The 14821-nt window shown below is 63.4% G+C and carries 13 protein-coding genes; all 13 read right to left on the minus strand.

Annotated features, from left to right (window positions below; genetic code table 11):
* Positions 1-129: 129 nt before the first annotated feature.
* Positions 130-1497, minus strand: coding sequence for a M28 family peptidase (locus VGH98_02105; protein ID HEY2374743.1), 1368 nt, complete (start codon positions 1495-1497; stop codon positions 130-132).
* A 178-nt stretch (positions 1498-1675) separates the two neighbouring features.
* A complete protein-coding gene (gene queF, locus VGH98_02110) occupies positions 1676-2116 on the minus strand; it encodes a preQ(1) synthase (GenBank protein HEY2374744.1) in 441 nt (146 codons plus the stop codon).
* Between the two features lie 681 nt (positions 2117-2797).
* Entirely contained in the window at positions 2798-3721 is a 924-nt protein-coding gene (locus VGH98_02115) for a rhomboid family intramembrane serine protease (GenBank protein HEY2374745.1), read from the minus strand.
* A 234-nt stretch (positions 3722-3955) separates the two neighbouring features.
* Entirely contained in the window at positions 3956-4612 is a 657-nt protein-coding gene (locus VGH98_02120) for a hypothetical protein (GenBank protein ID HEY2374746.1), read from the minus strand.
* A gap of 5 nt (positions 4613-4617) precedes the next feature.
* Positions 4618-5685, minus strand: coding sequence for a D-alanine--D-alanine ligase (locus tag VGH98_02125; GenBank protein ID HEY2374747.1), 1068 nt, complete (start codon positions 5683-5685; stop codon positions 4618-4620).
* A gap of 95 nt (positions 5686-5780) precedes the next feature.
* Complete coding sequence (locus VGH98_02130) at positions 5781-7175, minus strand: cystathionine beta-synthase (GenBank protein HEY2374748.1); 1395 nt, start codon at positions 7173-7175, stop codon at positions 5781-5783.
* The gene (locus VGH98_02135; GenBank protein ID HEY2374749.1) at positions 7172-7627 is read right to left on the minus strand and encodes an energy transducer TonB; all 456 of its coding nucleotides are present in this window, start codon (positions 7625-7627) and stop codon (positions 7172-7174) included. Before VGH98_02135 ends, VGH98_02130 begins: the two co-directional genes overlap by 4 nt.
* A gap of 25 nt (positions 7628-7652) precedes the next feature.
* On the minus strand, positions 7653-10292 hold the full coding sequence (gene mutS, locus VGH98_02140) for a DNA mismatch repair protein MutS (protein HEY2374750.1): 2640 nt from the start codon (positions 10290-10292) through the stop codon (positions 7653-7655).
* Positions 10289-11227, minus strand: coding sequence for an SPOR domain-containing protein (locus tag VGH98_02145; protein HEY2374751.1), 939 nt, complete (start codon positions 11225-11227; stop codon positions 10289-10291). Before VGH98_02145 ends, mutS begins: the two co-directional genes overlap by 4 nt.
* A gap of 83 nt (positions 11228-11310) precedes the next feature.
* On the minus strand, positions 11311-12393 hold the full coding sequence (holA, locus tag VGH98_02150) for a DNA polymerase III subunit delta (protein ID HEY2374752.1): 1083 nt from the start codon (positions 12391-12393) through the stop codon (positions 11311-11313).
* Between the two features lie 63 nt (positions 12394-12456).
* Positions 12457-12999: a hypothetical protein gene (locus tag VGH98_02155; GenBank protein HEY2374753.1), complete on the minus strand. Its 543-nt coding sequence runs from the start codon at positions 12997-12999 to the stop codon at positions 12457-12459.
* Positions 13000-13228: 229 nt separating this feature from the next.
* Positions 13229-13864, minus strand: a complete 636-nt coding sequence (locus VGH98_02160; GenBank protein HEY2374754.1) for a sigma-70 family RNA polymerase sigma factor — start codon at positions 13862-13864, stop codon at positions 13229-13231.
* A gap of 408 nt (positions 13865-14272) precedes the next feature.
* Positions 14273-14821, minus strand: a complete 549-nt coding sequence (locus VGH98_02165; GenBank protein HEY2374755.1) for an NUDIX hydrolase — start codon at positions 14819-14821, stop codon at positions 14273-14275.

Consider the following 14821-nt stretch of genomic DNA (forward strand, 5'->3'; position numbering starts at 1 on the left):
GTAGAGGGCGCTTGTCATCCTGAGCGAGGCGAAGCTCTCTACCCTCTGCTCTCTACCCTCTGCTCTCTACCCTCTGCTCTCTACCCTCTGCTCTCTACCCTCTGCTCTCTACCCTCTGCCCACAGCCCTCTACTCTCGCGGGCTTATGGCACACCGCCGCTCCAGCTGAAATCCCGGATCCAGCGCCGGCCGCTGCGGAGCATTCGCGACCTCCCAACCCGTCGCGTACATCCATCGCGTCATCCGCGCGAGCTTCGCAATGTCGATCCGCTGCGGCTCGTCTCGCGGAGTATGGTAATCCGGATGCAAGAGCGTGCTGAAAAAAAGCGCCGGCACGTGCATGCACGCATAAGGAAGATGATCGCTGCGATAGTACCAGCCTTCCCTGTGCGACGGCCGGTCCCAGCTGCTGTCGATCACTAAGTGCGTCACGTGGTCGTTGGCGTCGAGCGCCATTCGCGCCAGCGCCGTCGAATTCCGATGCGGCGGCTGAGCGCCTAACAACGCGGCGCTGTCCGGATTGTTCCGGCCGATCATGTCGCCATTGAGCACCGCGACGATGTTCTCGAGTGGGACTACGGGATGCAGCGCGTGCCAGTACGAGCCGAGGAGTCCACGCTCCTCCGCGCCATGCCACACGAACAGCGCCGAGCGCGGCGCTGGATGCTTCGACCACGCGCGACCGATTGCCAGCAGAGCGACGCTCACCGACGCGTTGTCGTCGGCGCCATTCCAGATCGAGTCCCCGTCGATCGGATAGCGCACGCCGTCGTGGTCCTGGTGTCCGCTGAACAGCACGTACTCGTTGCGCCGCGCCGGATCGGTGCCGGGCACCTTGGCGACGATGTTCACCGACGGATACGAGAAGGTCTCGGCGAAGAGCTTCACCTGGAGTCGTTGGTTCGGCGCCCGCAGCGCGTCGAGCATGTTGCGTCGTACCCAGAGCACGGGCACGTTAGGCACGGCGGGAGCGCGCATCCCGGCGCCCGCGGTGTCGAGGCCATAGCGACCGCGCGCCAGCGCCGCGCCGCCGAAGCCGAACGCCATGTCGTCATCGGCGATGGAGTCGGAGACCATGATCACCGCACTGGCGCCCCGCTCGATCAGCGCCTGCGATTGCTGGCGAACGGCAAGGCCTGCATAACGGTACGCGCGGAGACTCACGTTGGCTGCCGGCGCGTTGGTCGGGGCGTGTATCTCCGCGACCGCGGCCTTGCCGCGCACGTCGATATCGTTCGCGCCCTCGCCCGCGAATACGAGAGGTATGTCCAACATTACTGTCACTGGGGCGCTCACGAGAACATCACGCCACAACGTGAGACGTCGATTCCCGATCGTGATCTCGCTCTCGCTCGAGAGCCGCGTACGACGCATCGGCCAGAACTGGAAATACGTTCCGTCCTCGCCGGCCGGCTCGAGTCCCGCTTCACGTGCTGCTTTCGCCACCCACATCGACGCCCGGAGCTCGTCGAGCGTGCCCGCCTCGCGCCCGCGCATCGCGTCACTCGCGAGAAAGAAAATGTCGCGCCGAAGGTCGGCTTCCTTGATGGCGTCGAGCGCGGGAGGCGTGGCCAGGCTCGCAGGCGCTGCCTGACGAGTGCTCGTCGTCGTGGTGGCGGCCGGCGAGCTCGCGCACCCGACGCACCATATCGCGAGCGCCGCGATCAGCCCGACGCTACTTCCGCGTCTGACGTGTCCCCCGGGTCCCGCGACTCGCGCCCGACGCGTGCGCCTCGACTTGTGCCGTGATGACCGACTTGATCCCGCCGCGAATGTTGAAGTCACCCGTCACCTCCATCCATCGTGGTTGGCACGCGGCGGCGAGATCGTCGAGGATTCGGTTCACCGCCCGCTCGTAGAAGATCCCGTCGTTCCGGTAGCTCCACAGATAGAGCTTGAGACTTTTCAGCTCGAGACACAGCCGGTCCGGGACGTAGTCGATGACTATCGTCCCGAAGTCCGGCGCGCCACCAGCGAGTACGCGCAGCTCGGCCGCGTCGCTCTCGGCGCCGCCGACTGGACAGAGGGATGTGAACTCCGGACACTCCATGCTGATCGAGTAGTCCCGATCGGAGTATGGATTCTCAAAGGTCTCGAGCAGTTCTGGCTTGGGCATGCCGGGTAGAGGGCAGAGGGCGGAGGGCAGAGCGTCGCGAGTGGAGAAGAGAGAATAGCGAATAGAAAATAGAGAGTGCGAGAGTAGACGGGTCGAGGGTTGCCACGCTCTACTCTCTGCCCTCCGCCCTCTACCCTCTGCCCTCTACCCACCGCCCGATTCACTTCGGAACGATTGCCCTAAAGTCCAACCAAAAGGTGCGAGGCGTCGCGTTTTTGGGGCTGGCCCGCCGCATGCACGCTTCCCATATTGCCAATGGTCCGGTGCACTCTGCGCCGGCCATCGCCGCCGCGTGAACGGCGTGGCGGCACCCGCCCCCCGGCATAGCCGGGGGGCACTTTCTTTAGAGGGGCTAGAGATTAGGGGATAAGGGGCTAAGGCCGCAGAAAATGCCAAGGGGTGGCGAGAGATCTTCTCTCTCACCACCCCATCAACAGACGCCACCGACGGGTTTCGAGATCGAGCTTCAGATGCGAGATCGCTCGCGGCTCGAGCTCAATCTCGCAGCTCGTTGCTGCCTTCTCGAAGCTCGGAGCTGGGCTCGCCGATGGTGGGTGAGAGCCCTGAGTGCCACATCGAAAAAGACGGAGCTCACTACTCACGTCTCGCTTCTGGAGCTCGCCCTCGACGCGGCTCGTCCCGAGATTCCGCGAAGAGCCCGAATTCTCTCTAGCCCCTGCCCTAGTCCCTCTTCCTCAGTCTCCGCGACATCTCTTCCAGGATGCTGCGCTCCTCGCTCGTCAGGCTATCCAGCCCTTCCGCCGAGATCTTGTCGAGGACGCGATTCACGTCGTCGGCCTTGAGATCGCGGGGCGCGTGCTTTCGCGCAGGCGCCACGGCAGCCGGACGCTTCGCGGCGAGTGCTTTGCTTTTCGCCACGATCTCATCCACCTCTTCGACGCGCTCGCGCGAGCGTGGCAGCGCACGCGGAATCGCGCGCGGCGGATCGTCCGTGTCCGGCACCTGGGAGATGCGTTGACGAAGCTGCTCGATGCTGACGGCTGGCGGCGTGCGCATGTACAGCCACGCGACGATGAAGCCGCCGAGATGAGCGAAGTAGGCGATGTTCGTCCCACTACCCGCCAGACTGAACAGCCCCATCGCGAGATTGAATGCGACGAGCAGCAGCACGAGCGTCATCACGCGCATCGGCAGCACCCAGAACAGATACACTTCCTGCTTTGGCCACTGCAGCGCGTAGGCGCCCATCACTCCGAAGATCGCTCCCGACGCACCGAACAAGAGAAAGCCACTGTCGCGGAAGAACAGTGTGTAAAAGATCAGCGCGCCGAGTCCGCACATGAAATAAAAGAAGACGAATCGCTTCGTTCCCCAGTGGTGCTCGAGTCGCGGACCGAAGATGAACAGCGTGTACATGTTCAGAAACACGTGCCAGAAATCGCCGTGCACGAACATGTAGGAGACGACGGTCCACCAGCGGGTGGGCGCCGCGGCAAAGCTGAAGCCGAGCGCGCTCTCCATGACATCCGGGCGAACGATTGTCAGCTGCAGAAAGAAGATCGCGACGTTGATCGCGATCAGCGCCTGCACGGCGGAGGTCATCCGCGGATAGTCTTGCTCGTTGGTCGTGGCCGGGTAGGTCATGAAGCTGCCGTCACTGGCTGAGTCGGCTCGCGCGCTCAGCCCTTATACACCGCGGCGCTCTCGTTCGCTGTCGTCGCCGCCCCTCGGAAATTAACGCTAAAACACGTCGCGGCGAGGTGAGTTCCGTCACGCCACCGGCGCCTCATTCGACGTCTCTGTTATACGCACAGATCGCGCGCAGAGGGCCTTTCCTCGAGCGAAGCGAAGGATCAACCCACGACGCGCGTTCGCGCGTCACCTCATGCCGGTTGGTGGTGGGAGCTTCAACGCAAAGCGGACGTCGTTGTGCAGAGCAGCGGCGCGCTCGAGCAGCGTCATCCATCGACGATCGCGATCGACCGGCACGCCCGGCGGCGGGTGAATCACGATCTGCGTCGCACCACTTACTCCACGCGCTTGCTCGACGATCCGTAAGAGTTGAGCGTCACTCGTCTGATCGCTCGAGCACAGCACGAGCGCGTGCTGCATTCCCGCTTCCGCTGCCGCGTGCAACGTGCGGAGTCCTCGCTCTGTCATCGAGTCGAGCGCATTGCCCTCGAGCGTCACCTGGGTGAGCCCGACGAACTTCTTGAGCGCCGCAATGGCTTCCGGTCGCTGACCGTCGGTGTCGAGCATGATCGGAAGATCTACCGGTGGTTTCGCGAACGCGGCGCACACGTAGTCGACGTTCGACAGCGGATCGCGCCCAGAGATCGAAACCGAGTGATACGCCGACCGACTCGCGCTGCGCCGAAGCTCGTTCGCGAGCGCTTCCGCCGTGTACATCGTCGCCGTCTCCGCTTCGGCGGCGAAGCGCACGAAGATCTGACGGCGGCCCGACCACACACCCTGCGCCTGCAACCCCGCCGGGACGCCAGCGAGTGCCGCGGTCGGACCTGCCACTTGCGCCATCGCGTCTATCCTCCTGTACCACGCGCATCGAGTGCGATGCGCACGATCCGTTCGCAGAGCTCTGGGAACGTGATTCCCGCCGCGGCCGCGGCCTGCGGAATCAGACTGGTCTGCGTCATCCCCGGTAGTGTGTTCGCCTCGAGACAGTAGAACTTTGCTCGGCCACGTCCTTCAGTACTCATGCGAAAATCGATGCGCGCATAACCGCGCAACTTCAATGCGCGAAATGCGCGACGCGCCAGCTCCTGAACGGCCGCCGTCTGCGACGCAGTAATCTTCGCTGGAAATTCCTCGACGGCCATCCCCGCCTGGTACTTGCATTCGTAGTCGTAAATCTCGTGCTTCGGGATGATTTCGCCAGCCGGGAGAGCCTCGTCACCCAAGATTCCGACCGTGAGCTCCCTGCCGGCGATAAAGCGCTCGATCATGACTTCGTCGTCGAACTGAAACGCCTCGCCGATCGCGGACGCGAGATCCTTCGCTTTCTTCACGACGCTGAGTCCCACCGTCGAACCTTGCTTCGACGGTTTCACCACCACGGGCAGCCCGAGCGACGCCAGCACTTCCTTGCGAAATCGCTTGCCCGCGACGTCCTTCTCGTCCGCCGAGCCGCGCGTCGCCATGAACCATTCGGCCGTCGTCACGTCGCTCCGCGCGAAGAGGTGCTTCGACAGATCCTTGTCCATCGCGAGCGCGCTCGCGAGGTGCCCACTGCCCGTGTATGGGATGCCGGCGAGGTCGAGGAGCGCCTGAATCGTTCCGTCCTCGCCGGCGCCGCCATGGAGGCCGAGAAAAACAATGTCGGCCTGTCGCAGCGACGGAAGTACCCGTTGCATCTGCGGTAGCGTTTCGCGCGCCATCCGCTGCAGTTCGGATTGGGAAGGTGGCGTTGGCTGCACGACCGGCCGAGCCAGCAGTGCCTTTTCGTCTTCGCGAGCGAGCGGCCCGCGCGCGGTATCGATCGCCGTCACCTCGTGACCGCGCGTCCGCAGCGCTTCCGTTATGCGCAGTCCCGACGCGAGCGAGACATCCCGCTCGGCGGACGTGCCGCCCATCAAAACCGAGATCTTCAAGGGGGAAAGGGGCTACAGGAGGGCCTAGGGGTTCGGGACTAGCGGCTAGGGACATTCGGAGTTGGACAAGGCTTCTAGCCCCTAGCCCCTATCCCCTAGCCCCTCGCCATTAGATAGCTCAGCATGTCGGATCGCGTCACGATCCCCGTCACCGTTCCATTCGACCTTACGAGTACGGCGGGGTTGGATTTCGAGAGCAGCTTTGCGATCGCGTCTACCGGCTGCTGACCATCCACCATTGGGAACGGTGGGTCCATCACTGCACCGACCGTCGAATCGAGGAGCTTCGTGTCGTCGAGGCTCTTTGCCGACAACGACGAGTCGCTCACCGATCCCACGCAATTGCCCGCCTCCATGATCGGAAGCTGAGACACATCGTGCAGTGACATGAGACGCAATGCTTGACGCACGGTCGTGCCGGGAGCAGCACTCACTACGGGCTGATTCGTGGGTGGCTTAGAGCTCAGTACGCTTGCGAGCGTCGTGCGATCCGCGTCGAGCAGTTGGTTCTCTCGCATCCATTCGTCGTTGTACAGCTTCGAGAGATAGCGCTCGCCGGTGTCGGGCAGGATCGTCACGACGCACGCTTCGGGATCGTCGATGCGACGCGCCACGTGCAGCGCGACGTGCACGATGAGCCCCGACGAGCCTCCGACGAACAGTGCCTCCTCTCTCGTCAGGCGGCGCGCCATGCCGAACGATTCCTTGTCGGTCACCGTCATGAAATCATCGATGACCGACATGTCCAGCGTCCCGGGAATCTTGTCCTGCCCGATCCCTTCGACCTTGTACGGCGTCCCCTCGGGCTTGCTCTGCCCCTTCGTCCTCCACATCTCGGCGAGGATGGATCCCACCGGGTCGCCGGAGATGATCTGAATCTTCGGATTGCGCTCCTTGAGATAGTGCGCGACGCCGGTGATGGTGCCGCCGGTTCCCGCGGCGCACACGAAGTGCGTGACACGTCCTTCGGTCTGCTCCCAGATCTCGGGCCCGGTCGTCGCGTAATGCGCGTCGGAGTTCGCGTCGTTGTAGAACTGGTTCGCGAGAATCGCGTTAGGCGTCTCGTGCGCGATCCGCTTCGCCATCATCACATAGTTGTCGGGATGATCCGGCGGAACCGCGGTCGGAGTGACGATCACTTCCGCCCCGAATGCCTTGAGGAGGCGCACTTTCTCCTGCGACATCTTGTCGGGCATCGTGAAGATGCAGCGATATCCCTTCAACGTCGCCGCGATAGCGAGTCCGATGCCCGTATTGCCGCTCGTTCCCTCGACGATCGTTCCGCCGGGTCGCAATTGTCCTTCGCGCTCCGCGCGCTCGATGATCGGCATTCCGATCCGGTCCTTCACCGATCCGCCCGGATTGAAGAACTCGGCCTTGGCGTAAACGGGGGTGCGGATGCCGCGCGTGACTCGATTGAGCCGAATCAACGGCGTCCATCCGATGGTCTCGAGGACGGAGTGGTAAGGGGTGCGATTGCGCTCGCTCATCCCCTCGGTCCTTTTTTCAAGATCGTGTCTCCGGGCAGCGGAGGTGCTCCGGGGAATCGGAAATACACCGGGAACAGAATCGTGACCGGCTGCGGCTCGCCTTTCGTTTTCGCCGGAACGAACTGCAACTCCTGCGAACCACGAATCGCGGCCGAGTCGAATGAGGCGTAGCCGCTCGACTCCACAACTTGCGTCGAGTCGGGATGCACGTGCCCATTTCGATCGATGAACAGCTTCAGCGTGACGTTCCCCTGCACCTTCTTCGCGAACAGCGCCTGGGGATAGTGAAAGGGGAGCTCCTTGTTGAGCATCTTTGGAGCTTCGTCGGGATGCTGAGGCCCCGCCTCGAAGCCCTTCATCAGCTTCTGCGACTGTTCCTTGTCTACACAGGCAGCGCTGCTCAGCACCGCCGCGACAAGCAGCGCGGAAACGACTCGCGACTCTCGGCCCATGAGGGCGAAATGTAAGAGGCCCGACTCACGAGCGCTTTGCATCACGCGATAGCTCGGCGAGTAAGGAGAGTGCTTGTAGCGGCGTCATGGAGTCTGTGTCGAGTGCGGCGAGGCGCAGCACGAGTGGATTCGGAGCGGCGGCAAAGAGTGCCAGCTGATCGTGCTGCGGCTCCGAACGCGCGTTCGCACGGCCTTCCGATCGTTTGCCGGCGGCGAGCTGCTCTCCCTCGAGCAACTTCAGGACCTGCCGCGCGCGCTCCAGGACCTCACGCGGCAGTCCCGCCAGTCGACCCACCTCGATGCCATACGATCGATCCGCGCCGCCGGGCTGGAGACGATGCAGGAACAGCACGTCGTCGTTCACCTCTCGCACGGCGACATTGAAGTTTCGTACCGCTTCGAGATCCTGCGCGAGCTGTGTCAGTTCATGATAATGCGTCGCGAATATCGTCTTGCAGCCCGTGCGCTCGTGCAGATGCTCGCTCACCGCCCAGGCGATCGACACGCCGTCGTACGTCGACGTCCCGCGGCCGATCTCGTCGAGCAGCACGAGACTGCGCGCCGTTGCCGAGTGCAGGATCGCACTCGTCTCCGACATCTCGACCATGAATGTCGATTGGCCGCGCACGAGATTGTCGCTCGCGCCCACGCGCGTGAACAGCCGGTCCGCGACGCCGATCCGCGCCGAGCTCGCCGGTACGAAGCTCCCCATTTGCGCCATCAAGACGATCAGCCCGACCTGCCGCAGGATCGTCGACTTACCGGCCATGTTCGGCCCGGTGAGAATGATGACGCGTGCGTCTTCGGTGAGCAGGACATCGTTCGGAATGAACTTGTCGCGCGGCATCATCCGCTCGACGACAGGATGCCGCCCCGCGCCGATCTCCAGCGCGAAGTCATCGGTGATCACCGGCCGAACGTAGCTCTCCCGTGCGGCGACTTCCGCCAACGCCGCCACGACGTCGAGCAAGGCGATCGCGCGCGCCGCGCACTGCAATGCACCGATGCGCGCGGCAAGCCGTGCGCGGAGCGTCTCGAACAATTCTCGCTCACGCGTTTCGATGCGCTCGCCCGACGTGAGAATTGTCTCCTCGTATTCCTTGAGCGCCGGCGTCACGAACCGTTCGCCATTGGTGATCGTCTGGCGACGTTGATAATCGGCCGGCACGAGATGCTGGTTGGCTCTGGTGACCTCGATGTAGTATCCGAAGACTTTGTTGAAGCCGACCTTGAGCGACGCGATTCCCGTTCTCGCGCGCTCCGAAGCCTGAATGTCGGCGATCGCGTCCTTGCCGCCGTCGCGAAGCGTGCGCAGTCGATCGAGCTCGGCGTCGACGCTGCTCGCGATCGTCGGCTCGTCTCCGATCGACAGTGGCGGATGCTCCACGATGGTCGATCTGATTGCCTCGGCTTCGGTCGCGCAGCTGTCCCACTCCGCAAGCATGCGATCGAGAAGCGCCACGCTGCTCGTACGCGCGAGCTGCCTGACGAGTCGCTCGACTTCGGGCAGCCGGGCGAGTGACGCGCCAAGCGCGCCGACGTCCCGCGGCGTTGCCCGGCCCGAGGCGATCTTCGCGCCTAACCGTTCGACGTCGCGGACGCCATCGAGCGCAGTCCGAAGCGCGTCGCGCGTGAGCGAGTCGCTTACGAGACCGGTGACGACGTCGAGTCGCTCGTCGATCGCCACGCGGTCGGTGAGCGGCGCGAGAATCCATTGTCGCAGCTGCCGCGCGCCCATTGGCGTGACGGTGCGATCGAGCACGGAAAGAACGGTCCCCTCTGGGCCGCCACCCCGCAACGATTCGACAAGCTCGAGATTCCGCCGCGTCATCTCGTCGAGCGGCATCACTCCGCTGGTGCGATCGACGAACGGCCGTGCGAGCTGCGGCAGGCCGCCGGGCTGTAGCTCCCGCAGATAGCGCAACAGTCCGCCTGCCGCCGCGATCGCCGGTTGCTCCGCCTCTCCAATGCCGAGGCCTTCGAGCGACTGCACCCGATATTGGCGAGCGAGATCGTCACGCGCGAGCTCGGCGTCGAACTCCCATGTTTCTCTCTCGGTGATGAGCGCCTCGGCGCGCGACGGCGGCAGCGGCAGATCCGAGCCCTGCGGCAGAAGAATCTCGCGCGGTGCATAACGAGCAAGAATTGCATCGAGCTCGGCGATCGTCGTGACGCAGAGCCTGAGCTCGCCCGTCGATACGTCCGCGGCAGCGACGCCGATAGGCGCCATCGTACCTCGACTGCGATTCGCGCCCCCGCCCCATAGCGCGCAGATGAAATTGTTGCGCGCGCCATCGAGCAGCTCGTCGGCGTACGTCACACCTGGCGTGACCGTCTCGACCACTTCTCGGCGAACGATCCCGCGCGCGAGCTTCGGATCTTCCGTCTGCTCGCAGATGGCGACACGATATCCCTGCTGCACGAGTCGGCGCACGTATTCCTGCAGCGCTTTTGCCGGAACGCCAGCGAGTGGGACGTCGGCCGCGCCGCCGTTGTTCCGCGACGTCAGCGTGAGCCCGAGCACGCGCGACGCAACCTCGGCGTCGTCGTAGAACATCTCGTAGAACTCGCCCATGCGGAAAAACAGGAGCGCGTTCTGATGCCGCGACTTGATCTCGCGGTATTGTTGCATCAGCGGCGTCGGCGCCTGCCCTACGCTGCTCATCGCTTCACCGCGGACGCGCTCTCGTTGTCCGTCGTGGTCACGAAGCCTTCGATCCCTTTCGCTTTCAGCTCGCGTGCGGCCGCCGTTGCTTCGGCATCTGAAGCGTAGTGGCCTACGCGCACACGAAACGGCGCGGCCGCGCCGGTGACGCGCGCGCCGATCCCGCGCGCGCTCAGCCTGGCAACGAGGTGATCGGCTGAGTCTCTTGTCTGGTATGCCGCAACCTGAACCGTGAACCGCTTGCCGGCCGATGCATTAGCGTTAGGCGTTGCATTGGCGTGAGAAGCAGTATCTCTGCGCTCCGGAATCCTTCGCGCGCTGTCGGTGCGTGCGCTGTCCTTCACTGGCGGCCGCCGTCGCACCGAGTCTGGCCGGGTCGTTCGCGCCGGCGACGGCGCTGGTTTCGGAACGGGAACCACCGTGTCCACATCCGCGCAGCGCGACGCGTAGTAGTCGACCTGGTTTCGCGTTTCGACCGCGGAATCGGCTAACGCGGCGCGGGTCCGCAAGAGAACGGCACAGCCCTTCCCGAGTCGATTCTGCTCGAGCAGGAGGCGCCCGAGCCAGATGCCCGCGCGAACGTGCTCTGGATCGTTAGGCCGCTGGAGAAGAAAGCGCTGCAAGTGGTCGATTGCCGGATCGCGGTCGCCGCGGGCCATCTCGAGCTGGGCCAGCGCGAGCAAGGCGTCGCCCGAGTGTTGCGAGAACGGGTACTCGATGATGACACGTCGATAGTCACGTTCCGCATCCGCCGCGGTCGAGGCGAGCGCCGCACGCCAGTAGAGCGCCGTCGCGTAGTCCGGCGTGCCCGTCGTCGCGGCGAGTGCCGAGTCGACGAGCGCGCGTCCGGCAGCGCTATTCCCATCGAGCACGAGTTTGCGTGCGCGAAGGAACAATGTGTCGCGCGCATCGGGCGCTGGCTGTCGTTGCTTCACTGCGCTATCGGTGCTCTGCGCTTGCGCTCCACAGGCCCCGACCGCCATCGCGACAATGGCGAAGCAACGAGCCCTTCCTCTCGTCATGCGGCCGAACGCGCCGACTGTTGCGCCGGGACACACAGGGTGAGAACGAGTGATTCGATCAGCTGTTCGTCGGACGAAACTCGGCTCTCCTTGATTGCGGCGTCCGCGGTGAGGAGCGCCGTCAAAGCAGCGTCGAGATCGCGTGCGCTCCACGAATCGAGCGCGCGGAGCCAGCTGCTCACCGCGTCGCTCCAGCTCCGGCCGGTGTAGGCAGATCCCTCTTTGAGCAGCGCATAGAACTCGTCCTTCATTCGTTGTGCCGGCACTCCCGCACTCCGTCGCGCGCGTCCCCAGGCGAGCGCCAGCGTTTGCGTCGCGAGTGCCATGATGATCGTGACCGCGCTCGTCTTCGGCTGAAGCAACACGTGCGGCAGCAGCTCGATCGCACGCGCCGCATTACGATTCGCGACGGCATCGAGCAAATCGCCTAACGTCTCGCCACGCCGTACGCCCACGATGCTCGCGACGGCCTCCTCGTCGATCACTGCATGATCACCGCCGATGGCGAAGCTCGCCAGCTTGTCGAGCTCGATCTTGAGCTGCGCCAGCTCGGTACCGACTGCGTTTTGCAGCAGGCTCACCGCCTCCGGCGTGATCTCGCATCCAAGATCGTGCGACGCGTAATGCGTAATCCACTTCGGAACTCGCGCTCCTGACAGCGGCTCGAAATCGATCGCCGTCGTGCGCTCCTGGAGTAAGCGATCTTCCTTGGCGCCCGCTGCTGCGACGAGAACGAGAACAACGTCGGGTGCCGGTCGCTCGAGATATTGTTCGAGCGCGCGACGCGCATCCTTGCGCAGATTGCCAACGTCTCGCACGACGATGACCCGCCGCTCCGCCATCATCGGCGGCGTACCGAGGAGCGAACCCAGGGTTTCTCCGTCGACATCACCCGCGCGGAGCGTCTCGAGATTGAAGTCGCGCGTCGCCGGATCCACGGCCGCCCCGATCAGCTGCCGCAACATCTCATCCTTGAGATAGTCCTCGGCACCTTGGAACAAGTACGCCGGTTCAAAGACGCGCGTGTGCAGCGCGGTGCGAAGCACATTCAGTCCGGCGGAGGTGGGAGCGGCGGCCATGCGCTGACAATATAAGAAAAACGCCGCGGTTGCGGCCGCGGCGTTTTGGACTACGAGTCGATCTTATCGCAACGATGCCTGCTGAAGCTCCACGTCTGCCATACGCCGCGGCGCTGCGTCCATCATCATCACCGCCGGCCATATCGGCATTCCCGTCGAGATTCCCGCCATGTATGCGCTACTCGTTGGGGTCGGCGCGGGCTGCGCCAGTGTCGTCGCGACGACCGGCGGAAGCAGCAGCGCCTGCGGCGTTCCAAAGTGATTCGCCGTCTCGAGCGCGATGTATCCGAATAATGTGAGTCCCGCCGCGAGCGCCGCGAATGCGCCCGTCGTCAATCGATACGGAGACGGCAATTCGACGTCGTCGCCGGCCGCATCCAACGCCGCGATGCGGTCCGCGAGCTTCCCCATGAAGTCTGCCGACGGCTCGATCTGCGGAAGATTGTGAACCAGCAACAATCCACGCCGCACTGCCGTGTCGTGTCGAGAGCAGCGATAGCAGGAGCGCGCGTGCCGATGCATCGCCTCCATCACCACCGCTGGGAGCGTATCGTCGACGTATCCGACGTGCTTCTCTCTAAACTCGCGACAATCTATCAGGGCCATTCGTCCGCGTGAAAAAATATGGGTTCGCGTTTGGGTACCCCGGTTCGTGAACCACGGTTCCCAGAATTACTAGACAAGCTGCCCGCCTGCTAGTGTGCGAAAGGAATCGCAGAAAGCATGCGAACGGTATTGGCCATTATCCTGAGAACCGAACGAATGCAAAACGCCGGCGCAGATTTTCGCGCCGGCGTTTCTTGGTCTAGCCCCTATTCCTGGCCCTAGCCCCTCATCAGTCCAGCCATGGTTCGATGATCGAGGCGAATGCGTTCCGCGCCCGATTCAATCGCGACTTCACCGTGCCGAGGTTGCAATCGGTGATCTCCGCGATTTCCTCGTACGACTTACCCTCCAGCTCGCGCAGCACGAAGACCTGGCGGTGATGCTCTGGCAGTTTCGCCACGGTCTCCTCGACTAGTTGGCGCAGATGCCGCTTCCGGTACAGGTCGTCTGGCCGAGCCGTCGTATCTTCGAACTGCAGCGGCCGCTCCTCGTCTTCCCAGTTGCTCTTGATCGTTTGAAAGAGCACCATCGGATTTCGAGACCTGTTCCGTAACTCGTTCTTCGCCAGGTTCGATGCGATCGTGTAGACCCACGTCGAGAATTTCTTCGAGCGGTCGAAACGTTGAATGTGCCGATAGACGCGGATGAACACTTCCTGCACGAGGTCTTCCGCCTTCTCGCGGTCGCCAATTGTGCGATAGATGAAGTTCAAAAGCCGGGTCTGGTAGCGCTCGACCAACTCTTGAAACGCTCGCTCCTCGCCACCCAGAAACGCGGAAACGACCTCAGCGTCGTCCTGCGTCCGGAGCTTTTCTCTGATGGACGCGCCTGGTAGCTGCGCCCGTTTGATTGCGATATCAGCCATTCGACTATGCCCCCCCGTTTGGTCCTGCACCAGGGCTCGATCCGCCGTTTTCTGGATCGATCTGGGCTCCTCCGATTAGTGATGCGACAAAGCGTCTCGGAACCGGTCACACCCTTCAAAAGCACGCCACGTGCCCAGTTAGACGGTGCTTGTTCCATGTTGTTAATGCTTGTCAAAGCAATGAGTTAACTCAACTTCGGCAGGTGTAGAACGACCTCTGCCGTGGGTAGCGGTGTCACCTGTCAGTGACGCTTCGAAAGGACAGGCAGCGCCGCCCGCACAACCTTTCGACACGCCCCGGTTGGTGATTGGTTGTCGGTAGTTGGTGGGTGGTGGTTGGGGGCAAGGAAGGCCGGCGAGCAAGCTCGCCGGCCATCCGAATCACCAATCACCAACCACCAACCACGACTAACGACCAGCGCGGAACCCTGCGGCGAAGAGAATGAGCACCGTCGTCTTCGCGTCTCGGATCTCTCCCGTCCGGATCAACTCCAACGCGTGCGACAGCGTCATCGTTTCGAGCGTCATGAATTCGTCAGGCTCACGGCTGCTTTCGCCGCGTGTCAAACCCGCCGCCATGAAGCCATGAATACGCTCGTCGATAAAGCCAGGGGTCGTGTAGAAGGTGTAGAGCGGCTCCAATCGATCGGCCGTGCACCCTGTCTCCTCCATTAGCTCGCGACGAGCGCAATCCAGCGGCGACTCGTTCGGGTCGAGCCTCCCCGCGGGGACCTCGTAGAGGAAGTCTTCCGCCGCGTAACGGTACTGCTTGATGAGCAGGATCTGCGGGTCTTCGCCAGCCGGATCGCTCAGGAACGGAATTACGGCGCTCGCTCCGGAGTGGCGAATGATCTCCAACTCGCCCGTCGAGTTGTCCGGAAAGCGGACCTGATCGATGTCGAGATTGAGAACGCGGCCCGTGTACACGCGGCGCGAGCCGAGCTTGGCGTCTCCCAT

This window comes from Gemmatimonadaceae bacterium, from assembly GCA_036496605.1.
Lineage (GTDB): Bacteria > Gemmatimonadota > Gemmatimonadetes > Gemmatimonadales > Gemmatimonadaceae > AG2.